Annotated in this window: 25 protein-coding genes; 18 read left to right on the top strand and 7 right to left on the bottom strand. The window is 58.0% G+C overall.

Annotated features, from left to right (window positions below):
* Positions 1-13: 13 nt before the first annotated feature.
* The 6 genes from AT984_RS13725 to AT984_RS13700 are packed head-to-tail and all read right to left on the bottom strand — an operon-like array spanning position 14 to position 6,096.
* On the bottom strand, positions 14-1,354 hold the full coding sequence (locus AT984_RS13725) for a sulfate adenylyltransferase subunit 1 (RefSeq protein ID WP_058720572.1): 1,341 nt from the start codon (positions 1,352-1,354) through the stop codon (positions 14-16).
* A complete protein-coding gene (gene cysD / locus AT984_RS13720) occupies positions 1,354-2,313 on the bottom strand; it encodes a sulfate adenylyltransferase subunit CysD (protein ID WP_058720571.1) in 960 nt (319 codons plus the stop codon). Before cysD ends, AT984_RS13725 begins: the two co-directional genes overlap by 1 nt.
* Entirely contained in the window at positions 2,310-3,107 is a 798-nt protein-coding gene (locus tag AT984_RS13715) for a phosphoadenylyl-sulfate reductase (protein ID WP_442952145.1), read from the bottom strand. Before AT984_RS13715 ends, cysD begins: the two co-directional genes overlap by 4 nt.
* Positions 3,104-3,595, bottom strand: coding sequence for a DUF934 domain-containing protein (locus AT984_RS13710; RefSeq protein ID WP_058722325.1), 492 nt, complete (start codon positions 3,593-3,595; stop codon positions 3,104-3,106). Before AT984_RS13710 ends, AT984_RS13715 begins: the two co-directional genes overlap by 4 nt.
* A 17-nt stretch (positions 3,596-3,612) precedes the next feature.
* On the bottom strand, positions 3,613-5,310 hold the full coding sequence (locus tag AT984_RS13705; protein ID WP_058720569.1) for a nitrite/sulfite reductase: 1,698 nt from the start codon (positions 5,308-5,310) through the stop codon (positions 3,613-3,615).
* Between the two features lie 18 nt (positions 5,311-5,328).
* Positions 5,329-6,096 carry a sulfite exporter TauE/SafE family protein gene (locus tag AT984_RS13700; protein WP_058720568.1) on the bottom strand — a complete coding sequence of 256 codons (768 nt, stop codon included), beginning with the start codon at positions 6,094-6,096 and terminating at the stop codon, positions 5,329-5,331.
* Positions 6,097-6,392: 296 nt separating this feature from the next.
* Between AT984_RS13700 and AT984_RS13695 the strand changes: the two genes are divergently transcribed.
* Complete coding sequence (locus AT984_RS13695) at positions 6,393-7,298, top strand: NYN domain-containing protein (RefSeq protein ID WP_058720567.1); 906 nt, start codon at positions 6,393-6,395, stop codon at positions 7,296-7,298.
* Positions 7,299-7,332: 34 nt separating this feature from the next.
* On the opposite strand, the gene ybiB is transcribed toward AT984_RS13695, so the two are convergent.
* A complete protein-coding gene (ybiB, locus tag AT984_RS13690) occupies positions 7,333-8,253 on the bottom strand; it encodes a DNA-binding protein YbiB (RefSeq protein ID WP_058720566.1) in 921 nt (306 codons plus the stop codon).
* 108 nt (positions 8,254-8,361) lie between these two features.
* Between ybiB and AT984_RS13685 the strand changes: the two genes are divergently transcribed.
* The 17 genes from AT984_RS13685 to AT984_RS13610 all read left to right on the top strand — a co-directional run bounded on the left by AT984_RS13685 (position 8,362) and on the right by AT984_RS13610 (position 25,151).
* On the top strand, positions 8,362-8,871 hold the full coding sequence (locus tag AT984_RS13685; protein ID WP_058720565.1) for a DUF1993 domain-containing protein: 510 nt from the start codon (positions 8,362-8,364) through the stop codon (positions 8,869-8,871).
* 110 nt (positions 8,872-8,981) lie between these two features.
* Positions 8,982-9,122 (top strand): hypothetical protein, encoded by a 141-nt coding sequence (locus AT984_RS23270; protein ID WP_197418099.1) that lies wholly within the window; start codon positions 8,982-8,984, stop codon positions 9,120-9,122.
* A 151-nt stretch (positions 9,123-9,273) separates the two neighbouring features.
* On the top strand, positions 9,274-9,687 hold the full coding sequence (locus AT984_RS13680) for a gamma-butyrobetaine hydroxylase-like domain-containing protein (RefSeq protein ID WP_058720564.1): 414 nt from the start codon (positions 9,274-9,276) through the stop codon (positions 9,685-9,687).
* A gap of 26 nt (positions 9,688-9,713) precedes the next feature.
* A complete protein-coding gene (gene ubiE, locus AT984_RS13675; RefSeq protein ID WP_058720563.1) occupies positions 9,714-10,445 on the top strand; it encodes a bifunctional demethylmenaquinone methyltransferase/2-methoxy-6-polyprenyl-1,4-benzoquinol methylase UbiE in 732 nt (243 codons plus the stop codon).
* A gap of 584 nt (positions 10,446-11,029) precedes the next feature.
* A complete protein-coding gene (locus tag AT984_RS13670) occupies positions 11,030-12,046 on the top strand; it encodes an EpsD family peptidyl-prolyl cis-trans isomerase (protein WP_058720562.1) in 1,017 nt (338 codons plus the stop codon).
* A gap of 8 nt (positions 12,047-12,054) precedes the next feature.
* Entirely contained in the window at positions 12,055-12,924 is an 870-nt protein-coding gene (epsE, locus tag AT984_RS13665; RefSeq protein WP_231741423.1) for a polysaccharide export protein EpsE, read from the top strand.
* A 13-nt stretch (positions 12,925-12,937) separates the two neighbouring features.
* Entirely contained in the window at positions 12,938-14,371 is a 1,434-nt protein-coding gene (gene epsF / locus AT984_RS13660) for a chain length determinant protein EpsF (protein ID WP_058722323.1), read from the top strand.
* 2 nt (positions 14,372-14,373) lie between these two features.
* A complete protein-coding gene (locus AT984_RS22550) occupies positions 14,374-15,288 on the top strand; it encodes a polysaccharide biosynthesis tyrosine autokinase (RefSeq protein WP_082680348.1) in 915 nt (304 codons plus the stop codon).
* A 31-nt stretch (positions 15,289-15,319) separates the two neighbouring features.
* On the top strand, positions 15,320-16,198 hold the full coding sequence (gene xrtB / locus AT984_RS13650; protein WP_058720560.1) for an exosortase B: 879 nt from the start codon (positions 15,320-15,322) through the stop codon (positions 16,196-16,198).
* Complete coding sequence (gene epsI, locus AT984_RS13645; RefSeq protein WP_231741422.1) at positions 16,195-16,881, top strand: exosortase-associated protein EpsI, B-type; 687 nt, start codon at positions 16,195-16,197, stop codon at positions 16,879-16,881. Before xrtB ends, epsI begins: the two co-directional genes overlap by 4 nt.
* A 27-nt stretch (positions 16,882-16,908) precedes the next feature.
* Complete coding sequence (gene gmd, locus AT984_RS13640) at positions 16,909-18,027, top strand: GDP-mannose 4,6-dehydratase (protein WP_058720558.1); 1,119 nt, start codon at positions 16,909-16,911, stop codon at positions 18,025-18,027.
* 148 nt (positions 18,028-18,175) lie between these two features.
* Entirely contained in the window at positions 18,176-18,889 is a 714-nt protein-coding gene (locus tag AT984_RS22545; RefSeq protein WP_197418097.1) for a polysaccharide deacetylase family protein, read from the top strand.
* A gap of 39 nt (positions 18,890-18,928) precedes the next feature.
* Entirely contained in the window at positions 18,929-19,870 is a 942-nt protein-coding gene (locus AT984_RS13635; RefSeq protein ID WP_058720557.1) for a GDP-L-fucose synthase family protein, read from the top strand.
* The gene (locus AT984_RS13630; protein ID WP_058720556.1) at positions 19,871-21,385 is read left to right on the top strand and encodes a lipopolysaccharide biosynthesis protein; all 1,515 of its coding nucleotides are present in this window, start codon (positions 19,871-19,873) and stop codon (positions 21,383-21,385) included.
* Positions 21,378-22,781, top strand: coding sequence for an O-antigen ligase family protein (locus AT984_RS13625; RefSeq protein WP_058720555.1), 1,404 nt, complete (start codon positions 21,378-21,380; stop codon positions 22,779-22,781). The genes AT984_RS13630 and AT984_RS13625 overlap by 8 nt, the downstream gene beginning before the upstream one ends.
* Before the next feature lie 393 nt (positions 22,782-23,174).
* Positions 23,175-23,924 carry a glycosyltransferase family 2 protein gene (locus AT984_RS13615; protein WP_082680022.1) on the top strand — a complete coding sequence of 250 codons (750 nt, stop codon included), beginning with the start codon at positions 23,175-23,177 and terminating at the stop codon, positions 23,922-23,924.
* Positions 23,925-24,239: 315 nt separating this feature from the next.
* Complete coding sequence (locus AT984_RS13610) at positions 24,240-25,151, top strand: glycosyltransferase (RefSeq protein WP_197418094.1); 912 nt, start codon at positions 24,240-24,242, stop codon at positions 25,149-25,151.
* Positions 25,152-25,183: the final 32 nt, after the last annotated feature.

The raw sequence follows: 25,183 nt of genomic DNA, 5'->3' as shown, positions 1-25,183 counted from the left end.
ATCAAGGCTCGCGTTAGCGCACCAGCAGGGCGCCGCTGGTGCGGTTGCTGGTTGGGTCGACCACGATCAGGCTGCCGCCCAGGCGGTTGGCCGTGTAGGGCTCCACCGGCAGGGGCGATTGCGTTTCGATGCGCACATGGCCGATCTCATTGACCTTGAGTTCCTGCGCGTCTTGCTCGGCCAGGGTGTGGATGTCCAGGCGATGCTCGATGGCGCTGATGCGCGCTTGCACCCAGCGGTTGCCATGACGCAGCCAGTATTTGCGGCCGGGCACGGCGGGCTCGGTGTCCAACCAGGCCAGGGTGGCTTCGAAGGACTGGGTCGGGGTGGCCGAGCCTGGGGTGACGATCCAGTCGCCGCGCGAGACGTCGAGCTGGCGGTCCAGCACCACGCCGGCCGATTCGCCGGCCACGCAATGCGCGACGGTTTCACCGGCGCGGCGCACTTCCGCCACGATGGCGGTTTGGCCGCTGGGCAGAATCTGCACCTCGTCGCCGGCCTTCACCTGACCGTGGGCAATGCGGCCCCACAGGGCGCGCGGCTGGTAGCCCGTTCCGGCCATTCGGCCATCACCTTCGCCTTGCTCGCCAGAATCGCGGGCCACGTACTGCACGGGGATCGAGAGTTGGCCTTCAACTTTTTCCTGCACGCCCGGCAGGCTTTCCAGCACCTGCAGCAGTGAAGGGCCTTGGTACCAAGTCGCCCATTCGCCGTCCAGCGGCTGGGTGACGTTGTCACCGCGCAGCGCCGACACCGGCACGATGGCGGTCACCGCAATGCCGGCCTGCTCGGCAAAGGCGCGCAGCGCCTTGCTCACCGCGGCAAAAGCCGGGCCGGGCTGGGCCAGCGCGTCCAGCTTGTTGACGGCGAAGACGATGCTGGGCACGCGCAGCAAGTGCGCCAACAAGCTGTGGCGGCGGGTCTGCGGCAGCAGCACCACTTCATCCGCGGCAGTGTCCAGCTTGGTGATGTCCACCAGCACCACCGCCGCATCGCTGCCGGCGGCGGCGGTGACCATGTTCCGCGTGTACTGCTCATGGCCGGGCGCATCGGCAATGATGAATTTGCGCGTCTTGGTGGCGAAGTAGCGGTAGGCCACATCGATGGTGATGCCTTGCTCGCGCTCGGCTTCCAGGCCGTCGGTCAACAAGCTCAGGTCGATGGGCTGGCCGGCGGCGCGCTTTTCCAAGGTGTCGAGCTGGTCGGCCAGGATGGCGCGGCTGTCGAACAACAGGCGGCCGATCAATGTGCTCTTGCCATCGTCCACGCTGCCTGCGGTCAGGAAGCGCAGGGCGCGGTGGTGGCTGTCCACTTCAATGTCGTGGATCAGATGGGTGTCGGTCACGGCGTTCATCAGAAATACCCTTCCTTCTTGCGGCGCTCCATCGAGGCCTCTGAAGTTCTATCGTCCATGCGGGTGGCGCCGCGTTCGCTCACGGTCACCGTCAGCGTCTCGGCCACGATGTCGGCGGCGTTGGCCGCCGTGCTTTCCACCGGGCAGGTGCAAGTCATATCGCCCACGGTGCGGAAGCGCACGGTGGCGGTTTCCACCGTCTCACCAGCCTCAGGCGGAGTCACCTCGGTCAGCGGCACCAGCAAGCCCTTGCGTCGGATCACCTGGCGTTCATGTTGGTAGTACAGGCTGGGCAGGGGGATGTTTTCGCGGGCGATGTAGAGCCATACATCCAGCTCCGTCCAGTTGCTGATCGGGAAGGCACGGAAATGCTCGCCCGGGCGGATGCGGGTGTTGAACAAATTCCACAGCTCGGGCCGCTGCTCCTTGGGCTGCCATTGGCCGAAGCTGTCGCGGTGGCTGAAGATGCGTTCCTTGGCGCGCGCCTTTTCCTCATCGCGGCGGGCGCCGCCGATCAGCACATCGAAGCGATGCTCTTCAATCGCTTCCAGCAGGGTCACGGTCTGGTGGCCGTTGCGCGATTCCAGCGGATGGGCCAGGCGCACGGTGCCTTTTTTGATCGACTCGTCCATGTGCGCAACGATCAGGCGCTCGCCCATCTCGGCCACGCGCTTCTCGCGGAACTCGATCACTTCGGGGAAGTTATGGCCAGTGTCCACATGCACCAGCGGGAAGGGCAGCTTGCCCTTGAACTCATTGCCGGCCACGCGTTGCTTGAAGGCCTTCTCGGCCAGGCGCAGCACCACGCAGGAATCCTTGCCGCTGGAGAACAGCAGGCCCGGGCGCTCGAAGGCGGCGGCCACTTCGCGCAGGATGAAGATGGCCTCTTCTTCCAAATGGTCCAGATGGCGCTGGTCCACCGTGGCGGCCAGTGCTTGCGGATTGAGAGGGGCGTTCATGCAGCGGTTCCTGACTTCAGTTCTTCGTTCGAATGGGCCTTGTGCAGGCCGCATTCCTTGGCGTTTTCGTCCTCCCACCACCAGCGGCCCGAGCGGAAATCTTCGCCAACCGAGATGGCGCGGGTGCAAGGGGCGCAGCCAATGCTGGGCATGAACTGGTCATGCAAGGCGTTGAAAGGCACTTTGTAGCTGGCGATGTAATGCCACACATCGGCCCAGCTCCACTCGGCCAAGGCATTGAATTTGACGCGGCCGGCGCCATCGGGTTCGGCGAAGGGCACGTCGGCGCGGTTGCTGGACTGTTCGCGGCGCAAGCCGGTGATCCAGGCGGTGCGGCCGTCTAGCATGCGCTTCAAGGGCTCCAGCTTGCGCACCGCGCAGCATTCCTTGCGCAGGGCCAGGCTTTCGTACATCGCGTCAGCGCCACGCGTGCGGACAAAGGTGATCACCGCGTCATGCACCGGGCTGAACACCAAGACCTTCAGGCCATAGGCTTGCTCGATCTGCGGCAGCAGGGCCAGGGTTTCGGGGTGCAGGCGGCCGGTGTCCAGGGTGGCGATGGCAATCGGCAGCTGGTGGCGGGCGATCAGGTCGGTGATGACCATGTCCTCGGCGCCCAGGCTGCTGGACTGGATCAGGCCCTGGCCATGCTCGGCCGCGGCTTGCTTGAGCAGCTCGACGCTGCGCGCCAGCCGCTCTTCGAAGCCGGCCGTGGCGCGGGCATACAGGCCGATGGCCGAGGCGCGCGCAGGCGCCGTGCCCACTCCACCCAATGATGAGACTTCCCCGCTCACGCCACCACCTTGCGCGCAAACACAGGCTGGGTCACGTCCACATCACCTTGGTAATGGGCCGGGAAAAAGTCCAGGGCGCGTTGCGCGGCCTCCACGCTTTCACCGGCACGCAATTGCACAGCCGTGAAGCCGGTGCGAGCCAACAGGGGCAGCATGTCCACCAGCACTTCACCGGCGGCACGCAGTTCACCGGCAAAGCGGTAGCGGGCGCGCAGCAGATGGGCCTGGCTGTAGGCGCGGCCGTCCACCCACTTGGGGAAGTTCAGCACGATCAGGCTCAAGCGCGGCAGGTCGGCGGCCAGGGTTTCTACGTCAAAGTCATTGCTCAGCTCAATGCCGGTGGGCAGACCGGCTGGCCAGTGATCGCGCACCGCATGCCATTGCTCCAGCGTCAGCAGCAAATTCGGCGCGGGATCGGGGTCGGGCTTGGGGCCGTCTTCGCCCACAACGCGGTGCCACTCGGGATGATGAGAGTCGATGAATTTCATGATGGTCTGGCGCGGGTTCACTGCGCTGCGCCGGTCAGCGTGCGCACGGAGTTAGCGGGGGCTTTGAAGGGGTCGATGCCGATGCGGCGCACGGTGTCGATGAAGCGCTCGGCGGCGCTGCTGCGCTGGCTGCGGTAGGTTTGCACCACGGACTCGATCACGTCCGGTACTTCGTCCGCAGCAAAAGAGGGGCCGATAACGCGGCCGGCTACCGAGCTGCCCGACAAGGTCGAGCCGTCCGAGCCGCCCAGAGAGATTTGGTACCACTCCTTGCCGTCCTTATCGACGCCGAGGATGCCGATATGGCCGCTGTGGTGGTGGCCGCAGGAGTTGATGCAGCCACTGATGTGCAAGTCGATGTCGCCGATGTCGTACTGCTCATCCAGGTCCTCAAAGCGCTCGGTGATGGCCGCGGCCACCGGGATGGAGCGGGCATTGGCCAGGGCGCAGAAGTCACCGCCGGGGCAGGCGATCATGTCGGTCAGCAGGCCGATATTGGGGGTGGCGAAACCATTGCTGCGGGCGGCTTCGAAGAGCGCAGGCAGATCGCTTTCACGCACCCAGGGCAGCACCAGATTCTGGTCATGGCTGACACGCACCTCGCCTTGGCTGTAGCGTTCGGACAGCTCAGCCGCGCCTTCCATCTGCGCATCGGTGGCGTCGCCGGGGGCGATGCCGCTGCGCTTGAGCGACAGCGTGACGCAGCGGTAGCCGCTCAAGCGGTGGCCGTGCACATTGCGCTCCAGCCAGCGCTTGTAGGCGATGTCTTGCACGCCGGCGAAGATGTCAACGCCAGGCACGGCCTGCACGCCAGCGGGGACGACAAAGCTGGCTGCCACGCGGTCGAGTTCGGCCTGCGGAATCAGGTGCTCCCGGCCGCCTTCGTCGAGCGCAAGAATCTGCTCGAATTCCTTGTTCACATCGTCGAAAAAGGCCTGGCCCTCGGCCTTGACCAAGATCTTGATGCGCGCTTTGTAGAGGTTGTCGCGGCGGCCGTAGCGGTTGTAAACCCGCACGATGGCTTCGATGTAGACGAGGATTTGCTGCCAGGGCAGGAAGTCGGTGATGGTCTGGCCGATGATGGGCGTGCGGCCCATGCCGCCACCGACCAGCACCTGGAAGCCGATGTCGCCGGCGGCGTTTTTCTTCAGCTGCAGGCCGATGTCATGCCAGGCAATGGCCGCGCGGTCTTCCGTGGCGCCGGAGATGGCGATCTTGAACTTGCGCGGCAGGAAGGCGAATTCCGGGTGCAAGGTGCTCCACTGGCGCAGCACTTCGGCGTAGGGGCGGGGGTCGACGATTTCGTCCGGGGCCACGCCGGCAAACGCGCAGCTGGTGATATTGCGGATGCAGTTGCCGCTGGTCTGGATGCCGTGCATGTCCACATCGGCCAGGCGGTCCATCACATCGGCTGATTTGTCCAGCGGGATCCAGTTGTATTGCAGGTTCTGGCGGGTGGTGAAGTGGCCGTAGCCACGGTCGAACTCACGTGCGATGCCTGCCAGCTGGCGCAGTTGCTTGGCGGACAGCACGCCGTAAGGCACGGCCACGCGCAGCATGGGTGCATGGCGCTGCACATACCAGCCGTTTTGCAGGCGCAGCGGGCGGAATTCGTCGTCGCTCAGCGTGCCGGCGATATTGCGCTCAAGCTGGTCGCGGAACTGCGCGGCGCGGGCGCGGACGAATTGGCGGTCGAAGTCGGTATAGGCGTACATAAACTTTTCGTCAGTAAATCAGTGAATGACTTTCCAGCCAGCCATCAAAAGGGAAGCGCACAGCAAGCCGCGCACCACGCGCTCCGGCAGGCGCCGGGTCAGCTGCGCACCCAGCCAGATGCCGGGGATAGAGCCGATCAAAAGCGGCAGCAGCAAGCCCCAGTTGACATGGCCCAGCGTGGCGTGGCCGATGCCGGCCACCAGGGTCAGGGGCACGGCGTGGGCGATATCACTGCCCACGATGTAGCGGGTTTCCAGGCGCGGGTAAATCAACAGAATCAAGGTGGCGCCGATCGCGCCGGCGCCGATGGACGACAGCGACACCAGCACGCCCAGGATCACGCCCGAGGCAATCGTCAAGGCCGGCTTGCGCGAGGCCGGAATGACGCGCTCCAGCCGCAAACCCACGGCCTGCCAGCTCTTTTTGAATGCGACGACGACTGCCGTCAGCAACAGGGCAATGCCCAGCGAGAAGGTCAGGGTGCTGGCCCAGCCCTTGGTGATGCCGGTGAAGTGCATCAGCGCCACGGTGGCGATGGAGGCCGGGATGCTGCCAGCTAGCAGCAGGCCGGTGATGCCCCACTTCACATGGCCGTGGCGCGCATGGGCGGCCGAGCCTGAGAGTTTGGTGATGGCGGCAAACCACAGGTCGGTGCCGATGGCCACCGCCGGGTTGAGCTTGAAGACCGACAGCAGCAGCGGCGTCATCAGTGAGCCGCCGCCCACGCCGGTTACCCCGACGATGGCGCCGACACCGAAGCCGCTTGCGATTGCTATCCAGTCCATCCAGATTCCTTGTGTGAGCCCCATGCAGGGCTGAACGAGCTTCGGACTGTAGGGATGGGCTCTATATAAGCAAACTACTTGTTTGTAAATTGCTTATCTTCTTTTGCGTATATAGGGCTGCCGGCTGAGGGCAAGTGGCCTCTGTTCAATTACGCCAAGCCGGCCACCGTCATCCCAGCTCGGCGATTGGGCGCGTCAGCTGGGATTTGTGCAAGCGGCGCGCCGGAATCTCGTTAAGCTCGGAGCCCCGCTTCCCCCTTGAGCGTTTCTTGAGCGTTTGTTCAACAACAGTTCCCATGCATCCACACAGCCCACAACGATTCGAGCCCACCAAGGTGGCGATTTACTGGGATTTCGAAAATCTGCACGCCGTGCTGGCCAACAACGCCCACGGCGACGGTGCCTACAGCGAGAACCGCTTCAAGCCGCAGCCGGTGTTTGTGGACCTCAAGCCGATTCTGGAATACGCGGCTTCGCTGGGCGACATCATCATCAACCGCGCCTATGGCAACTGGCAGTTCTTCGCCAACTATCGCCATGCCCTGAACGAGGCCGGGGTGGATTTGATCCAGATGTTCCCGCGCGGCTCGAATATGAAGAACAGCGCCGACATCCGCATGGCGCTGGACGCGCTCAGCGATGTCCACAACCACCCGCACCTGACCCATGTGGTCGTGATCTCCAGCGACAGCGACTTCATCAGCCTGGCGCAAAAGGTCAAGCAGGCCGGCCGCTTCATCGCCGGGGTGGGCGTGGCCGGCTATAGCAACCGCTTCTGGAGTGCGAGTTGCAATGAGTTCAAGTTCTACCAAAACCTGCTGGCCGCCTCGGCCGAGCCCGGTGTGGCCCTAGAAGCCCCGCTGGTCCCGGCACCCACGGCCACTGCGGACGCAGATGCTGAAGAAGCGGTGGGTTCGCCCTCGCTGGACGATGCCAAGCAGGCCTTGCAGCGCGCGCTCAAGCAGTTGGTGGACCGCAATGGCGAAAACTATGTGTCCCGCAGCGCGCTCAAGGTCTTCATCAAGCGCTTGCTGCCTTCTTTCGACGAGCAGGCGCTGGGTTGCAGCAATTTCTCGGAGTTTTTGCACCGCTTCCCCGAGTTGGTGATCGAGGTGGATGCGATCAGCGGGGGGCATGTGGCCTTGGTGGGTCAAGCGATTGGCCTATCCAACTCAGACACCGACGCGCCCGAGCCGGATTGATCCTCAGCGCTGTCGCCGCGAGCCTGGTCGACCCTCAGTCGCGGGCCAGCCGCGCCAGCACTTGCACCTGTTCTTGAATGCGCGGCGGGATCGTCTCTTCGCCCGCTAGCATGGCTTGAATCAAATGCGCGTTGGCAGCCGCGTCGCGGGCATCGGAAAGCGGCCAGTCCAGGTCCTGGCTGTCGGCGTCATGCAAATCATGCCGCTCGCCGTTGATGAAGCCATAGAACTGCGCCTTGCGCCGCAGATGGGCATAGGCTTCACCTTCGCTGGCTTTCATCAGCAGGGCGCGGCCCCCGGGGGTGGTGGACGCTTGCAGCGCTTCGCCCATGCTGATCAGGTATTCGGGGTGCGTGACGGCCACCACCCGCACACTGCGGCCCGGCGCGGCATCCAAGAGCTTGGCCACGCTGTGGCCGCTATTGCGCACGCCCAGCCTAGGGCGCAGCGCCATCAGTGCATCAAGCCCAGGGTTCAAGCACGCCAGCGGCAGGCAGGCGAGTCGCTTGACGGCCAATTGCTGCGAAGCCTCCGGTACCGAGTCGGCCAGGGGCAGGCCCAGCGCCGCCAGCAGCGCAAAAGGGCTTTCCCGGCTGTCGAAATCATGGCGGCCGTGAATCAGCACAGGCACCTCTTCACGGGCCAGGAGCAGGGCCACCAGCGGCAGCAGATTGGCTTGTTTGCGGGCCCCGTTGAAGGTCGGCAGCAGCACACAGCGTGGGCCACGGGGGACTTCGAGACGGGCCGTTCGGGCCTGCATGGCACGCTCAAAACCGGCCAGCTCGGCCTGGCTTTCCCCTTTGATGCGCAGCGCCAGCAGGATGGCGCCCAACTCCATATCGGGCACCTCACGGTCCAGGATGGCGCCAAACAGTGCTTCGGCCGTGGCCGAGTCCAAAGCGCGCGCACCCTTGATGCCGCGGCCGACGTCTTTGATCAAAGAGGAAAATTGCATCGGCCGCAGTTTAGATCTCCCGGCGCCTGGGGCTTTCTACCGGGCAGCCGGCAGATCTGGGTTTCGCCAGCGAGAATGGCGGCCACTCAGTTAATTGGAAAACTCATCATGAGCCAAGTCATGTACCAAGCGTCGGTGCCGGTGTTCACGCAAATGTTGGGCGGCTTGGCCGATGTGCTCGCCAAGGCCGAGGCCCACGCCACCGCCCGCAATATCGAGGCCGGTGTGTTCCTGCAAGGCCGCCTGTCGCCCGATATGTTCCCCCTGCTGCGCCAGGTGCAAGTGGCCTGCGATTTCGCCAAGAGCGTGAGTGCCCGCCTGGCCGACGTTGATGTGCCCGCCTTCGATGATGCCGAGCAAAGCTTTGCCGATCTGCAGACCCGCGTCGCCAAGACCCTGGCCTTTGTCCAAGGCCTGACCGAGGCCCAATTCGCTGGTGCGGCCGAGCGCGCTATCGTGCTGCGCCCCGGCACGCCCAAAGAGCGCAGCATGAACGGCCAGCACTATCTGCTGCACTACGGCTTGCCGCAGTTCTTCTTCCACGTCACCACCGCCTACGCCATCTTGCGTCACCAGGGTGTGGAGCTGGGCAAGAAGGACTACATGGGCGCTTACTGATCTGCCGCTTGCCTGAGCCGTGGCACACTGCGGGCGGGATTGCCATCATCCCGGCACATTCGGTGCGACTGATGCAACAGGCATAGCAAGCAATTTGTGAGGAGAAGCCCATGGCCAAAGGACAGCAAAAAACGAATAAGGAAGCGAAGAAGCCCAAAAAGGACACTTCGCCTCCGAAGCCGATTTCAAGCGGCGCCGTGATGCCCACCATCACCACCGTGGTTCCCGATCGCAGCAAGAAGACCAAGTAAGCCGCTCGCTGATCGGCTGTGTAAGTCAAGAGCCAAAGCCTCCGCCATGCGGGGACTTTGGCTCTTTGCATTGGGGCCTTGACCTTGTGGGCACGGGCAGCGGGCCGTGAAAGACTAAACTGCGGGGCTCACGCGAGCGCACACACACATCATGGCCGGTCTCAAATCTTCTACCCCCACCCCTACCGAAATCACCGTCCACCAGCAGTCTCGCTTGTTGGAGGTGGCTTTCAGCGACGGCGCCCGCTTTCAGATTCCTTTTGAGCTGATGCGGGTCTACAGCCCCTCGGCCGAGGTGAAGGGCCACGGCCCGGGCCAGGAAACGCTGCAGACCGGCAAGCGCGATGTCAACATCACCGCGCTGGCGCCCGTGGGCCATTACGCCGTACAGCCGCAGTTCTCTGACGGCCATGAGAGTGGCCTCTACTCCTGGGAATACCTGTACGAGTTGGGCTCTCAGCAGGAACAGCTGTGGCGCGACTACGAGGCCCGCCTGCAAGCGGCTGGCGTGGACCGCGACGCGCCCATGCCCGTCAAATCCGCCGGCGCCTGCAGCAGCCACTGAAGCATCAACCAAGAAGAATTCATCCTATGAGCAGCACCCATTTCGGCTACCAGACCGTTGACGAGCGTGAAAAGGCCAGCCGCGTGCGCGGCGTGTTCGATTCCGTGGCCTCGCGCTACGACGTCATGAACGACCTCATGTCCATGGGCATGCACCGTGCCTGGAAGGCGTACACGGTGGCGGTGGCTAATTTGAAGGCCGGTGACCGCGTGCTGGACATTGCCGGCGGCACGGGCGATTTGTCCCGCGCTTTCGCCCGCAAGGTGGGCGACACCGGCATGGTGGTGCACACCGACATCAACGAGGCCATGCTGCGCCAAGGCCGCAACCGCTTGCTGGACGAAGGCTTGATCCTGCCCACCGGCTTGTGCGACGCCGAGAAACTGCCCTTCAAGAACGCCAGCTTCGACCTCGTCAGCGTGGCCTTCGGCCTGCGCAATATGACCCACAAAGACCAGGCGCTGGCCGAGATGTGCCGGGTGCTCAAGCCCGGTGGCCGGCTGCTGGTGCTGGAGTTCTCCAAGGTGGCGGAGCCGCTGCAAAAGCCTTACGACTGGTATTCCTTCAAGATCTTGCCCCGCCTGGGTCAAATGATTGCGGGTGACGCAGAAAGCTACCGCTACCTGGCCGAGTCCATTCGCATGCATCCCGGCCAGCAAGAACTCAAGGCCATGATGAAAACCGCCGGCTTCGGCCATGTGGATGTGCACAACCTGAGCGCGGGCGTTGTTGCCCTGCATGCCGGTATCAAGTGCTGAATCGGGCCTGAGCCGCTGCTGGCTCACCGCTGCGGCGCCTGACAGGGGCTGATCCCGTCAATTCTCAAATCCCGCCGCCCCAGCGGGAGCTAAAGACCGAGCCTTATCTCTGAGGCGCTTGGCGTGCCAGACGCGGGAGCGTTCGGGCGCCGATTGGTCTTTTTGCCAAATCGGCTAGGGCTTGGCGACGCCCAGCCCATCAATATGCACAGGCTCTGGCAAATCAAGGCAAGGCCAAAGCTCCCCGTGCTGGCGCTGGTTGGCGCGGCGCAGTTTGCCGCTCTGACCTGCCGATCGTCATGGGCCTGAGATGGCCCGCCGATGTCATAAATCCAAACGGCTTTTGGTCATGAATTTGACTTAATCGCCAGCCTCGGGAATGCCCTTGCCCTGCGGCTTCTATTGGCACGTTTTGTTGCATTCGGCTGTTCGGGTTCGCCCCCTGTTCGAAGGCCCAGCCCCGGGGCGAATTGTCACTTTCCAAAGCTACACTCGTTCGTCCTGATATCACCGGGCCGTTTGCTGCAGGGCAGCATCGGTTATCGCGCCCAAAGGGCGCATCGCGGAGAAAAGAGAAAGTTGCCATGTATCTGATGAACGACGACAAAAAGAATTCCTTGGTTCAACGTGCTTTTGCTAACCACCTTCGCGTCGCGGCCGTAGCGGCCGCTGTGGTGGCACTGACCCTCACCGGCTGTGGCGACAGCAAGAAGAGCGAGAAAGCCTCGCAAACCGCTGCCAAGGTGAACAAGGAAGAGATCACCGTTCATCAAATCAACTTCGTGCTGCAACGCCAGCAAGGCCTTAAGCCCGAGCAGGCCGAAGCCGCCAGCAAGCAAGTGCTGGAGCGTTTGATCGACCAAGAACTGGCCGTCCAGAAGGCGCAAGAGCTCAAGCTCGACCGCGACCCTCGCGTGGTGCAGCAGATTGAAGCCGCCAAGCGCGAAATCATCTCGCGCGCCTATGTGGAGCGCATCGGCGAGTCCATCTCCAAGCCCACCAACGAAGAGATCGCCAAGTACTACAACGAGAAGCCCGCCCTGTTCAAGGAACGCCGCATCTACAGCCTGCAGGAAGTAGCCATCGAAGCCAAGCCCGAGCAGTTCGCGCAGATTCGCGACAAGCTGCAGGCCGCCAAGAACAAGAACGAGTTCGCCGAGTTCCTGAAGGCCAATGACTTCCGCTTCACCGGCAACCAAGCCGTGCGCGCCGCCGAGCAATTGCCCCTGGCCGGCTTGGACGCCATTGCCCGCATGAAGGACGGCGACTCTGCCATCAGCCAAACGCCCACCGGCCTGACCGTGCTGTTCCTGGTTGGTTCGCGCCCACAAGCGGTCAGCGAAGAACAAGCCCGCCCCGCCATCGAAGCCTTCCTGAGCAATCAGCGCAAGGGTGAAGTGGTGCAGAAGGACATCAAGGCCTTGCGTGACGCCGCCAAGGTCGAATACGTGGGCAAGTTCGCTGAGAAGGCGCCTGAAGCCGCCGGCGCCGCCTCGGCCGCCGCAGTGGCCGCGCCAGCCCCCGCACCGGCGCCTGCCGCAACACCCGCCTCTGGCGGCCTGAACGCGGCCGACATCTCCAAGGGCATGGGCCTGAAGTAATCATGAGGATGAACAGACCGATGAAGACGCGCAGCATGCAAGCCAAACTTAGCAAACTCGGCCTGGGCCTCAGCCTGGCATTGGGCCTGTTCACTCTGACCGGCGTGGGCAACCTCGCCGCCGCGCAAAGCGCAGCCTCGGCCACCGCCAGCGCCGAGTACCGTCTAGGCTCCGGCGACGTGATGCGCATCTCGGTCTATCAGAACCCCGATCTGACTCTGGAAACCCGGGTGTCGGAAAACGGTCTGGTCTCCTATCCCCTGCTGGGCAATATCAAGCTGGGCGGCCTGAGCGTCACGCAGGCGGAGAACCTCATCTCCGCCGGCCTGAAGAACGGCAACTTCGTCAAGAACCCGCAAACCACCATCGTCGTGCTGCAGGTCAAGGGCAACCAGGCCAGCGTGCTGGGCCAGGTCAATCGCCCGGGCCGCTATCCGATTGAAACGGCCGATATGCGCCTGACCGATCTGATCGCTAACGCCGGCGGCGTGGCGCCCACCGGCGCTGAAATCGTGGTGCTGACCGGCAAGCGCAATGGCCAAGACTACCGGGTCGAAGTCGATCTGCCGTCCATCTTCGCCCGTGGTGGTTCCGCGCAAGACATCTTCATCCTCAACGGCGACGCCGTCTGGGTCGACCGCGCCCCCATGGTCTACATCTACGGCGAAGTGCAGCGCCCCGGCCCCATGCGCCTGGAGCGCGGCATGACCGTGATGCAAACCCTTGCCACCGGCGGCGGCATCACCCAACGCGGCACCGAAAAAGGCATCCGCATCAACCGCAAGAGCGCCGACGGCTCCGTCGAAAGCCTGCAGTTGCCGATGGACGCGTTGCTGAAGGATGGCGATGTGGTTTATGTCAAAGAGAGTTTGTTCTGATCCGAGGTAAATGATGTCATTCGCACAATTTTTATCTATTTGCCTGGCACGGTGGAAAATCTCTATATCGATTTTCGTCGGCGTAGTCGCATTAACACTTTTTGCAAGCTTGCTCTGGCCTAAAAAGTACTTGGCTACTGCTTCTGTAGTTGTGGAAGTGAAGCCGGATCCGTTGAGCGCCATGATGTTCTCGGGCGGTCCAAATCCTAGTTTGATTGCGACTCAAATTGATGTTATCACTAGTGATCGCGTCGCTTATAAAGTGGTTCGGAACCTCAAGTTGGCCGAGAATCCAGAAGTTCGCGAGCAATGGAAAGACGACACAAAAGGTGAGGGTTCCATTGAGCAATGGTTAGGAGAGAGTTTCCAAAAAGGACTCGATGTCAGGCCCTCACGTGAATCAAATGTCATTACGGTTGGGTACAAAGCGGCTGATCCTAGGTTTGCAGCTGGTTTGGCAAATGCTTTTGTTCAGGCATATCTAGAGACAACCCTCGAACTGAAAGTCGATCCAGCAAAGCAATATGTTGGGTTTTTTGAAAATCGGGCAAAAGAGGCTCGGGAAGCAGTAGAAAAAGCGCAATCTCGTCTCTCTGACTATCAGCGAGAGAAAGGGATTATTGCTTCTGATGAGCGACTTGATGTGGAAAACACTCGCCTCAACGAGCTTTCCACCCAGTTGGTCGGCTTGCAGGCATTGGCGAGTGACTCTGGTAGTCGTCAGTCCGCCTCTAAAGGGGCAGGGGGCGAGCGCATGCAGGAGGTGCTTGGTAATCAGCTGATTGCAGGTCTAAAAGCTGATCAAGCCCGGATGGAGTCCCGCCTGGAAGAACTTAATTCGAAGCTGGGATCCAATCATCCTCAAGTAGTTGAGCTTAAAGCCAATATGGCTGAATTGAATAGGCGCATTGCCGAGGAAACGGCCAAGGTTGGGAGCAGCATCAGTTTGGCTAACTCGATCAATCAGCAGCGTGTTGCGGAATTGAAGAATTCATTGGATTTGCAGCGCACCAAAGTGTTGCAGATGAAGGCTGTACGCGATGAGGGATCCGTGCTGCTGCGCGATGTTGAGAATACCCAGCGTATTTATGACCAAATCCAACAGCGTTTGAATCAGGTGTCGCTGGAAAGCCAGGCGAATCAGAGCAGCGCTGCCGTCTTGACGCAAGCTGTACCCCCTATGCAACCCAGCTCACCCCGTTTGGTGCTGAACATGGCCCTTTCCGTTTTTGTTGGTACCTTGCTGGGTGTGGGGGTGGCATTGATGCTTGAATTGTTCAATCGCCGTATTCGCACGGCTGATGATGTCGTTCAAGCCGTTGGCTTGCCGATCATCGGTGTCTTGCAGGCCCCAACAGCCAAGCGCTTGTTTGGCCGGGTTTCGGCGGCTAATTTGGCTCAGAGAAGGTTGCTGGGGACAGTTCCTAGCAACAACCGGGTTGCATGAGCATGAGTACAGTGTTTTCAGATAAGGCTCAAACCGTGAATACTGAAAAGATTCAGGAGGAAGTGTCGCAGGCCTCGCAAGGGCGCACCATTGGCGACATCATTCGTGACGCGCGCAGCCTCAGTGCGGCAGAAGTTGAAAAGGTTCTAGCCTATCAACGAGAAAAGGGCGTACGGTTTGGTGAGGCTGCGGTCGCTTTAGGCCTAGCCAGTGAAGACGATGTATTAAGTGCCTTGGCCAAGCAGTTCCATTACCCAATGGCAAGTGCTGAGCGAAAGCTTTCGAGTCCCGAACTGGTCACGCTCAATCAGCCTTTCTCTGTTCAAGCAGAAGCGATTCGAGCTGCTCGAAGCCAAGTGACCATGCGACTACATGGCGCAACTCAGGATCAGACTTGCAGTGCCGTAGCCATCATCAGCCCTGAGCATGGCGATGGAAAAACCTATTTCGCAGCTAATTTGGCGGTATCACTTGCCCAACTGGGTGGGAGGACATTGCTTGTCGATGCTGATTTGCGTTCGCCCCGTCAGCATGAAGTTTTTTGCGTATCCAACGCAGCGGGTTTGTCGAATGTTCTGTCTGGCCGTGCTGAAGCTCAAGTTATTCAGGCTGTCGAGGGCGTAGCTGGTTTGTTTGTATTGCCGGGTGGCTCGATTCCGCCAAACCCACTCGAATTGATTGAGCGACCCGCTTATGCGTTGCTGATGCGAGAGCTCTGCTCTAAATTCGACAATGTGATCGTCGATACGGCGGCTGCGAGTAACGGTGCGGACGCATGTGTTGTTGCCGCGAAATGTGGGTCGGCTATTGTTATTGCGCGAAAAAATACTTGTAAATATGAATCTTTGCAAGATTTGATCGCCAGCTTGGCAGGTAGCTCGGTAAATATTCTCGGTGCGGTTATGAACGAGTATTGATCTGCGATTCAAAGGCATCCGAGCTAATTCCATGTCAACCTCACTCTCTTCCGTTACGCCGCCGCTTAAATTCGATCTGCCGGTGATCCTGTTATTGCTTTTCGGTTTTGTGGCCATGTTCGGCCCCACGGCTTTGACACTAGCGGGTACGGTTTGGGTGAAAGATGAGCAGGGTCATGGCCCGATTATATTTGCCGTAGCGCTTTGGCTTTTGTATGGCAAGCGGCAGGCCCTAGTTGACATTATCCCCCGGCCGAATTTGGCTTGGGGCATAGGTATGTTTGCTTTTGGCTTCGTACTTTACGTTTTGGGCAGATCGCAAGCAATTTTGATGTTCGAAGTGGGGGCGTTGATCCCCATTTTGATCGGACTTATCTTGTTGTTTAAAGGGCCAGAGGCATTGCGACTGTGCTGGTTTCCGATATTTTTCCTAATCTTCATGGTGCCCTTGCCGGCAACTCTGGTGATCGCGATTACGACACCATTGAAAAGCGCAGTGTCGGCGGTTGCAAGTTCCATACTCTATAACCTTGGCTATCCCATAGGGCGTAGCGGCGTCATCTTAACGGTTGGACCGTATCAATTATTGGTTGCCGACGCGTGTGCTGGCCTGAACTCAATGTTCACTCTTGAGGCTTTGGGCATGCTGTACATGAATCTGATGAACTACAAATCAGCGGCCAGAAATATTGCGCTCGCGATTCTGATTGTGCCGATTTCATTTGTTGCCAATATCATTCGAGTAATGATTCTCGTGTTGGTGACCTACCATTTTGGCGACGAGGCCGGGCAAGGGTTTGTGCATGGTTTCGCGGGGATGGTTTTATTTATCGTAGCCTTGGCGTTGATTTTGTTTGTTGATCATGGCATGCAAGTTATTGCTCGGTTAGTAAAGGCGGTTCGCAAGTGAATTCGCGTCGAACAGCGTTGATGGTGATGGTTGCCATGATGGGTTCCGCTGCTTTGGCGGAGTGGGCCCGTCCGACTATTAAAGTTTCTGACTCTTTCAAGGGTTTCAAGCTCGAAGCCGTGTTCCCTAGGGCGTTCGGGGACTGGGTTGTAGATGAAAGCATGCCTGTGATCTTGCCTCCGCCGGATCAACAGGCGATGCTTGACAAAATCTATAACCAAACTTTGGCTCGAACCTACGTCAACAGTCGTGGCTTGCGCATCATGTTGTCCGTCGCTTATGGTGGCGATCAATCCGATGGGTTGACAGTGCATGTTCCTGATGTTTGCTATGTGTCGCAGGGTTTCAAGTTGGAGGCCAGTCGAGATGCAACACTACAGGCGGCGCCGGGCATTGTCATACCGGTGCGACATTTGATGATGACAATGGGCGCGCGAATGGAGCCCGTTACTTACTGGGTACTGATGGGCGATCAAGCCACGACGTCTAACACTCAGCGGCGTTTGATCAGTATCCGCTTCGGACTGAAGCGTCAGATTCCAGAGGGGATGTTGATTCGTGTTTCCTCAATCAACCCGGATATGGATAAGGCCATTCCCGTCCACACGGATTTTATTAACCAACTGATGGCTGCAATGCCGCCCGAGCAGCGTGAGCGTGTTATCGGCAAGGTCAGTATTTAGTCCTCCCAAAAGATTCGAGAAGTAGTTATGACAAAAAAGGTCGCATTGATCACGGGCGTTACTGGACAAGACGGCGCCTATCTGGCCGAACTGCTGCTATCCAAAGGCTATGAAGTGCATGGCATTAAGCGCCGTGCCTCATCCTTCAATACCGACCGCATCGATCACCTGTACCAAGATCCGCATGTGGAGAAGAAGAACTTCACTCTTCACTACGGCGACTTGACCGACAGTTCCAACCTGATCCGTATCATCCAGCAGGTTCAACCGGACGAGATCTACAACCTCGGTGCCATGAGCCATGTGGCCGTCAGCTTCGAGAGCCCCGAGTACACGGCGGATGCGGACGGCATGGGCACGCTGCGCATCCTGGAAGCCATCCGTATCCTGGGCTTAGAGAAGAAGACGCGCTTTTATCAAGCCTCCACCTCTGAGTTGTACGGCTTGGTCCAAGAAATTCCCCAGAAGGAAACCACGCCCTTCTACCCACGCAGCCCTTACGCCGTGGCCAAGATGTATGCGTACTGGATCACGGTGAACTACCGTGAGGCCTATGGCATCTATGCCTGCAACGGTATCTTGTTCAACCACGAAAGCCCACTGCGCGGCGAGACCTTCGTGACCCGCAAGATCACCCGCGCCATCTCACGTATCGCGCTGGGTCTGCAAGACTGCTTGTACCTGGGCAATATGAGCGCACTGCGTGACTGGGGCCATGCCCGCGACTATGTGCTGATGCAATGGATGATGCTGCAGCAAGAAGTGGCCGAAGACTTTGTCATCGCCACCGGCGTGCAATACAGCGTGCGCCAGTTTGTTGAGTTTGCCGCGCTGGAGTTGGGCATCACCATCGCCTTCACCGGCGACGGCGCCGACGAAATTGGCACCGTGGCCGCCGTTACTGGCGACAAGGCCAAATGTAAGGTCGGCGACGTGATCGTCAAGGTCGATCCGCGCTATTACCGCCCCACCGAAGTGGAAACCTTGCTCGGCGACCCGACCAAGGCCAAAGAAAAACTCGGCTGGGTGCCCACCACCTCGTTGCGTGAGTTGGTGGCCGAAATGGTCGAGGCCGACTACACCTCAGCGCGCCGCGACAGCTTGGTCAAGATGGCCGGCTTCAAGGCTTACGACTACAACGAATAAGTTCTAAACGGATTTGCCGTCGATTCACCCAAATAAAAATGATCCCCCTCGTTCTTAAAATAATAAGAGGGCAGGTCTAACCGGGAGTCGGCTGTGCTGAGGGAGGGGTATGCTGGTCAAAAGGCTAAAACATCCGGTCGAGCGAAGCTTGGATCGACTTTTGCCAAGGCGGGAGTTTGAGCGGTGCCAATGGGGTGGCAGAGCCGCCGTTAGCTTTGTGTTTGATGATGGCTATTCTGCTGATATCGAGTACGGGGTAAAGCCCTTGGATGAGTTTGGAGTTAAAGGTGTATTTGCACCTTGTTCAAATTTGGTTGGCGCGGCGGGGTTTTTGTCGGCCGACGAATTGAGGTATATGTCAGAGCGCGGGCATGAAATTGCCAGTCATATGGATAGCCATACAGCGCTCTGGGATCGGAAAAGCGGCTCAGTTCATCGAGGCATGGTGAGCGCGAAAGAAAATTTGCGCAATACGATTGGCGTGCCAGTAGATTGCCTCGTCTATCCCTATGGTGCAAATACCCGCGAGCTAAGAGTTGAAGCTGCAAAAGTGTACAGGTCGGGCTTTACGACTTGGGAAGGGCTGAATGTCGGCTGTTTTAATCGGTATGCAGTCCGTCGAATTGCCTTTGGCTCTCACACTAGGCCGGGCGAGAATCGGCTTGAACATTACTTGAAGTTGGTGCATTTGGCTCAGTTGACTGGCGCTTGGTTGGTTTTTATGCTGCATCCACAAGAGTCGGCGCATGATGCCTATCAGGATAATTGCTTAAGGCGAGTGATTGAAGACATATTGAAGCGCAATATGCCCGTGCTGACAGCTCATAGTGCACTGAATAATTATGTGGAAATCAGGGTGTAGACATTAAAATTGTCGACCCTGTTGAAGGGTGATTTGACTATGGATAAAGGCAGTAAAATATTTGTAACCGGACATCGAGGCATGGTGGGTTCTGCCCTGGTGCGTCGCATGCAACAGAGCGGATACAAAAATATTCTCACCTGCACGCGCTCCGAACTTGACTTGCTGAATCAGCAGGCTGTGCATGAATTTTTGGCGAGGGAGAAGCCTGACTACATCTTTATTGCCGCAGCCAAAGTTGGTGGCATCAATGCCAATAATATCTATCGGGCTGAATTCCTCTATCAAAATTTGCTCATTGAAGCGAATCTGATCCACGGAGCCCATTTGGCCGATGTGCAGCGCTTGATGTTTTTGGGCTCTAGTTGTATTTACCCGCGAAACTGCTCGCAGCCCATCAAGGAAGAGTATCTCTTGACTGGCTCGCTTGAGCAGACCAATGAACCCTACGCGATCGCCAAGATCGCAGGTATCAAACTGGCTGAGAGCTACAATCTACAGTACGGTCGGCAATACATTAGCGCTATGCCCACTAATTTGTATGGGCCAAACGACAACTACGATCTTAGTAATAGCCATGTGTTGCCTGCATTGATTCGGAAGGCTCATGAGGCCAAGTTGCGCGGCGATACTGAGTATGTGGTGTGGGGTAGCGGTACGCCGATGCGGGAGTTTTTGTATGTGGATGACCTTGCAGACGCCTGCGTCTACCTGATGGAATCGGGCTATGACGGCCCTTTGGTCAACATCGGCACCGGCACCGACGTCACCATTCGCGAACTGGCCGAAACCGTCATGAAGGTGGTCGGATTTGAAGGCCGCATCGTGTTTGATGCCAGCAAACCCGATGGCACCCCGAGGAAGTTGATGGATGTCAGCCGGCTGACGGGCTTGGGATGGAAAGCCACGACACCCTTGTCAACAGGTATTGATCTGGCCTTGCAGGACTACCTCAGCCGGCATGCGCTTGGTTGTCGCTAAATGGCCAGCTTAGGAGGTAAGTCAATTTCGGCGGTTTTCTGGGGCGCGGGAGGGGCCGGGTTTCGGATGGTTTTGCAACTGGGGACTCAAGTTACGTTGGCCCGACTGCTCGGCCCGATTGAATATGGCGTCTTCGCGATCGGGGCGCTCGTGATTGGCTTCAGCGCCTTCTTTTCTGATGTTGGTTTGGCTTATGGCCTGATTCAAAAGCGTGAAGTCAACGAGCGGGATGTTCGCTTTGTTGTGACCTGGCAATTCATTTTGGGCACGGTCGTCACCGCGCTGATTGCGCTCGCTGCCAGTCCGATCGCGACCTTTTTTGGTGAACCCCGTGCAGCCTCAGTGGTCTTGTTTTTGTCAGCACTTTGTTTGATCAATGCGCTCACGGCTCCGGCCTTGAATTTGCTGAAGCGCGACATGGACTTTAAGTCGATACAAATCGACTTTTTGCTGAGCTATGTCGTCGGCTATCTGTTCGTTGGTTTGCCCATGGCCTTGTCGGGTTTTCACGTGTGGGCCTTGGTTTGGGCTTGGTTGATACAGGCGGCAGTGAATGGCCTGTTGCTGTACCGCAGAACTCAGCACGCCTTAAGGCCGCTTATCTGGTATGAAGAGGCTCTGGTACAGGGGGCCTATGCTGGGACCGTCTTGGCCACCAATATGCTGAACTGGGCCATCGCCAATATTGACCGAATCATCATTGGGCGCGTGCTTCCGAGTCGAGAACTTGGTATTTATTCCAATACCTTCAACCTGCTCTACAGCCCCACGAATAGTGTGCTGAGTGTTTTGCAGCCGGTTTTCTTTTCTGCCTCTTCGCGGCTGTCGCATCAGAGCGATAGCTCCCGTATCGGCTCAGGTTTCTTGGCTCTAGTCGCTGCAATTGCGCTATTTGTCTTGCCCGTCTTTATGTCGGTCGCCGCGATTTCCGAGACTTTTATCTTGACCCTATATGGCGGAGCATGGGCGAGCGCAGCAGCTGTCTGTACGCCTTTGGCCCTGGCCATGCCCTTGTATTTGCTTTGGGGAATGAGCACCCCTTTGCTTTGGACGGCAGGCCGAGCTTCAAGTGAGTTTCTGGCGCAATGGCCTCTGGTGCTTACCTGGGGTGCCGCGTGCTGGCTGTTGGCGCCTCTGGGCTTGGCTGCGGTCGCTTGGGGTGTTCTTGGGCTATTTCTAGTGCGCTGCGGCTTGGTGCTTCGCGTGGGATTGCCGCTGCTCGGCATCCGCTTCCTTGATCTTTGGCTGGCTGTGCGTGGCGGCGCCATGCTTAGTTTGGTCGTGGCAGCTTTGGCGGCGGGCATCGATGCAAGCCTGAATGAACTCCGGCCCGCTGTTCGTTTGATCTGCGCCGGTCTCAGTGGCGGACTGTTCTTCATCAGCGTGTTGCACTTGTTTCCTAGACTTATCGGGCAGGAACTTTCTGAAGTCTTGAGGCGAGTCAGCAGTCGATTGCCGCCCAAGGCTGCGGCCTATATGAACACTCAATTAGATAAGGGACAAAAGAGTGAGTGAAAAGGAACTGATACCCCTGTTGATATATATGGGTGGGGCGCTGGTGTTCGCCTTGATCTTGGTGGCAGTGCAGGCGGCTTTTCTTGAGTTTGAATTGCGGATGGGACGTTGGTTGCTGCCATTGATTATGCCATTGCTTCTGCTTGGTATTGGTTTTAGCACTTTGCTCGCAGGGCGCAGCCTTAAATACGCAGCCATGAATATTGGCGGCATAGGAAGCAACGCAGGCGGCGGCGACAATTTAATGCGAATGATTACAGCCCTGGTGCTCGCAATTTCAATTTCTAAGATTGTCCGTGCCTTGTTTTCAGTGACGTCGGTGGCCAAATTAGAAAACTCTGCAGAACCCGGTGTTTCAAAATTTGTTTTTGTATCTTTTCTGGCTTTTTTCTTTTGTACGGTAATCTTCCCAAGTGCATTGGGTGCGCACCCGACATTTGTGCACAATGCCGTGTACCCCGTTATTTTATTTTCTGCTGCGTATTTTTCTAGGAAAGAGCCGATTGAACTGCTGATCCAGTGGGCAAAAACCGGTCTCTTTATCTTTTTGTTTTGTAGCTTGGCCTTGGCGCTCATTAAGCCAGATATGGTTTTGCAGCCTGCTTATCAGGGCTGGGTGCCCGCACTGAATGTGAGGTTGTGGGGTTTGGGCGCACATGCCAACAGTATTGGGCCGCTTGCCTTGTTTCTCATCTTGCTGCAGGTCTTGCGGCCTTCGCCCAATCGGGGGTTCGGATTGTTGATCTGGTTCACGGCCTTGATAGTTTTGGTTTTGGCGCAATCCAAGACTGTTTGGTTGTCCGGGATATTAGTGGCGCTGATCATCGCGGCATATCGAGGCGGCAGAGAGCCAGGCGGAGGCATTAAGCCCAGTTTCATGTTGGGGCTGATCGGCTTGATGTTGCTGGCTTGCTTGAGCCTGCTTTTTGTGGATATTGATCGCCTGCTTTTGAAGTTGAGCTTGACGCAGGCCGGCTCAGACATCAGCACCTTAACCGGACGCTCGAGTATTTGGGCGGTAGCAATGCAAGTTTTTGCCGCTTCGCCGGTTTTTGGCTATGGCCTTGAAGCTTGGGGGCCGGCGCATCGCATCCAGATTGGCATGCCTTTTGCTTTCCACGCACACAACCAGTTGTTGCAAACCATGTCTGTGGCCGGGGCTGTGGGGGGGCTGAGTTTGCTGGTTTACTTTTTCGCCATTCTCAAGGCCGCTTGGCGGGCAGCACCCCGCACGGGTGGCGTTTCCTTGGGCTTGGTCTTGTTTATTGCCATCCGTTGTGTCGGCGAGGCCCCATTGGAGCTAACGGGTTTTTTCGTTGGCGAGCTGGTCCTGCACTTCTTCTTGTTTGCCTTGTTGGTCCATGAGCCCGCCCAGAAGCGAGAGGGCTGCCAGTGAGTGGGCCAAGCGCAAGCCCTGGCCCCGCCACGCAACCCTGAATTGTTGTCGTGATTCCTCTGTATAACAAAGCAACGTATGTTTTAGAGCAGGTGCAGTCAGTGCCGTCGCAAGGTTCGGCTGTTTTTGAAGTCTTGGTCAACGAAGATGGGACAATCGACAACGGCCTGCGAACACGTGCCGGTATTCAATATGAGCGGCTTCTTTATGTCTAGAAAGAAAATGGTGGCGTATTGCCATTTCTGAATATGGGGATTCAACGGCCCCAAAGGGGCGTGCATTGCGTTTTTTTTGATTCAGGTAGTTATTGGTATTGTCTTGGCAATTTTCCTGCTTTCGAAGAATCTGTAGATGAATCTAAAGTCCAGTCTTTTTGTTGAATGAAATAGAATCATGTTGATATCGGTAATTACTTGCACATGGAATAGCATTGCTACGTTGCGTCAAACCGTGGAGTCCGTCATGGCGCAACAGGATGCCGAGGTCGAACATATTTTTGTTGACGGAGGGTCGACGGACGGCACTTTGGAGTACATCGAGTCACTTTCGTATGAATATGTACTTTTGCGGCAAGTAGGTGGTGGTATCGCTCGCGCTATGAATGAAGGCGCCAAAGTAGCGACAGGGCAATTTTTATGTCATCTTCATTCTGATGACTATTTTCTCTCGCCCTTGGTGCTCAAGCGTGTGAGCGATATGCTGGCGGTAGGAGGGTATGATTGGTTGTTTGGCCGAATATTGAGTGATGTTGATGGTGCAATGATTCCTGAATCATTCAAGGTTCCTGAATATTCTTTTAAGCGGCTTGTTCAAGGCAACTTCATACCTCACCCGGCTACTTTTGTCCGGACCTCTGTGTTTAATGAGCTTGGAGGTTTTAAAGAGGACCTGAAATTTGCGATGGACTATGAATTCTTCCTCAGACTCGGTTCAAAGCATGAGCCCCTCGCGCTCAGGGAGGCCTTGGCGGTGTTTCGTGTCCACGCCGGCAGCACAACAGTGAAGAACAAAATGGCTTCCTTCGAGGAAGATCATCAGGTCCGTTTGCGTTACGCGGGCCGCTCACTGGCCGAGCAACTGATGCACGCTGCCCGCTATGCGGTGCGCAAACGCCGCCTCAGAGCTGCTTTGGTCTCTCCCTAAAGTTTCTTCTCGGCCAGGTCAGTGCCAGTTCATGCAGGCTTGTGGTGACCCAGTTGACGGTGGCGGCGAGGCCGGATGCGGCGTTTTGCGAGGTTCGAGTTTTGCGCCATGGCAAGACTCTGGAGGCACCGGCGGGGCCCGGGAAAAGGATGATTGGTGATATGCCGTCTGAATGTGAGCTGTTGACTTCAACGGCGATGGCGTTCGATTAGCTACCGGAGCGTACGTGCGTTTTGTTGCGAATGGAATTGGCACGGTGACTACATAAGACATTTCCCCTTTCTAGTGATGCACAAAATGAGAAGTAGGCAAGACATGTTTTTGATCAGCATCTGCGTCTGTACCTTCAAGCGGCCTGCTGGTTTAGCCAAGTGTTTGGCGAGCCTCGCCTCAATGCAACTTCCTGGGGGCTGCGAGTTGGAGGTCGTGGTGGTTGACAACGATTCGGCCGCCAGCGCCAGGCCTTTTGTTGAAAGCTTGCAAACGAGTTATCCCTTGGCACTTCGCTATTTTTGCGAGCAGCAAAGTGGTGTTGGTTTTGCCCGCAACCGTTGTTTGGCCGAATCCGCCGGTGCATGGATCGCCTTTATTGATGATGACGAATGGGCCGACCCCCAGTGGCTCAAGGAACTTTGGTCGCATTTGCAGGCTAGCGGAGTGGATGGCGTGTTCGGGCCAGTGCTTGCGAATTTTGAAGTAGATCCGCCGGCATGGTTGCGCCAGAGCGGGGTTTATGAGCGGCATCGCGACCCAAGTGGCAAGCGCCTTTCTTGGAAGAATTGTGCCAGTGGCAATGTTATTTTCAGAAAGAAGCTGGTTGATGGCGTGGGCGGATTTTGTGCCGACTTCGCGGCTTCGGGCGCAGAGGACGCTGAGTTTTTCTGGCGCTGTTTGCAGGCAGGGGCTGTGTTTGAGTGGTGTGATTCCGCCATTGCGCAGGAAAATATTCCTCCGGCCCGAATGACTCGCCACTATGTACTTCGAAGGGCTTATTTGGGTGGGCATAATTATGCGCGATTGCAAGCCCATCAAATGGGGCCCTCGGTTTATTTGAATCTGTTCATACGCGGTTCTATCGTCATTGTCGCCTTTGGTTTTCTGGCCTTGCTGGCCCGTATTGCCGGTAACCCGCGTGCATTGTTCTTTGAGACCAAGGTGGCCGGTGGATGGGGTAAATTGAAAGCAGCCTTTTCAATGCCGGAACGAGAATATGGGCCAGGCAGTTAGCCGGAGCCCAATATGGAAGTATGTGCAGGGAG

Origin of the sequence: Paucibacter sp. KCTC 42545 (assembly GCF_001477625.1) — a bacterium.
Classification (GTDB): Bacteria; Pseudomonadota; Gammaproteobacteria; order Burkholderiales; family Burkholderiaceae_C; genus Paucibacter_A.
Note: the sequence above shows the minus strand (reverse complement) of the source record. Positions and strands in the feature narration are given on the sequence as shown.

What these genes read in the sequence shown, in the direction of transcription:
- ubiE (WP_058720563.1), top strand. Translation starts at nt 9,714, where the DNA reads ATGAGCAGCACCCATTTCGGCTACCAGACCGTTGACGAGCGTGAAAAG.
- AT984_RS13610 (WP_197418094.1), top strand. Translation starts at nt 24,240, where the DNA reads ATGTTTTTGATCAGCATCTGCGTCTGTACCTTCAAGCGGCCTGCTGGT.
- AT984_RS13695 (WP_058720567.1), top strand. Translation starts at nt 6,393, where the DNA reads ATGCATCCACACAGCCCACAACGATTCGAGCCCACCAAGGTGGCGATT.
- AT984_RS23270 (WP_197418099.1), top strand. Translation starts at nt 8,982, where the DNA reads ATGGCCAAAGGACAGCAAAAAACGAATAAGGAAGCGAAGAAGCCCAAA.
- ybiB (WP_058720566.1), bottom strand. Translation starts at nt 8,253, where the DNA reads ATGCAATTTTCCTCTTTGATCAAAGACGTCGGCCGCGGCATCAAGGGT.
- epsE (WP_231741423.1), top strand. Translation starts at nt 12,055, where the DNA reads ATGAACAGACCGATGAAGACGCGCAGCATGCAAGCCAAACTTAGCAAA.
- AT984_RS22550 (WP_082680348.1), top strand. Translation starts at nt 14,374, where the DNA reads ATGAGTACAGTGTTTTCAGATAAGGCTCAAACCGTGAATACTGAAAAG.
- AT984_RS13635 (WP_058720557.1), top strand. Translation starts at nt 18,929, where the DNA reads ATGGATAAAGGCAGTAAAATATTTGTAACCGGACATCGAGGCATGGTG.
- xrtB (WP_058720560.1), top strand. Translation starts at nt 15,320, where the DNA reads ATGTCAACCTCACTCTCTTCCGTTACGCCGCCGCTTAAATTCGATCTG.
- AT984_RS13685 (WP_058720565.1), top strand. Translation starts at nt 8,362, where the DNA reads ATGAGCCAAGTCATGTACCAAGCGTCGGTGCCGGTGTTCACGCAAATG.
- AT984_RS13705 (WP_058720569.1), bottom strand. Translation starts at nt 5,310, where the DNA reads ATGTACGCCTATACCGACTTCGACCGCCAATTCGTCCGCGCCCGCGCC.
- AT984_RS13630 (WP_058720556.1), top strand. Translation starts at nt 19,871, where the DNA reads ATGGCCAGCTTAGGAGGTAAGTCAATTTCGGCGGTTTTCTGGGGCGCG.
- gmd (WP_058720558.1), top strand. Translation starts at nt 16,909, where the DNA reads ATGACAAAAAAGGTCGCATTGATCACGGGCGTTACTGGACAAGACGGC.
- AT984_RS13680 (WP_058720564.1), top strand. Translation starts at nt 9,274, where the DNA reads ATGGCCGGTCTCAAATCTTCTACCCCCACCCCTACCGAAATCACCGTC.
- cysD (WP_058720571.1), bottom strand. Translation starts at nt 2,313, where the DNA reads ATGAACGCCCCTCTCAATCCGCAAGCACTGGCCGCCACGGTGGACCAG.
- AT984_RS13700 (WP_058720568.1), bottom strand. Translation starts at nt 6,096, where the DNA reads ATGGACTGGATAGCAATCGCAAGCGGCTTCGGTGTCGGCGCCATCGTC.
- AT984_RS13710 (WP_058722325.1), bottom strand. Translation starts at nt 3,595, where the DNA reads ATGAAATTCATCGACTCTCATCATCCCGAGTGGCACCGCGTTGTGGGC.
- AT984_RS13670 (WP_058720562.1), top strand. Translation starts at nt 11,030, where the DNA reads ATGTATCTGATGAACGACGACAAAAAGAATTCCTTGGTTCAACGTGCT.
- AT984_RS13615 (WP_082680022.1), top strand. Translation starts at nt 23,175, where the DNA reads ATGTTGATATCGGTAATTACTTGCACATGGAATAGCATTGCTACGTTG.
- AT984_RS13725 (WP_058720572.1), bottom strand. Translation starts at nt 1,354, where the DNA reads ATGAACGCCGTGACCGACACCCATCTGATCCACGACATTGAAGTGGAC.
- epsF (WP_058722323.1), top strand. Translation starts at nt 12,938, where the DNA reads ATGTCATTCGCACAATTTTTATCTATTTGCCTGGCACGGTGGAAAATC.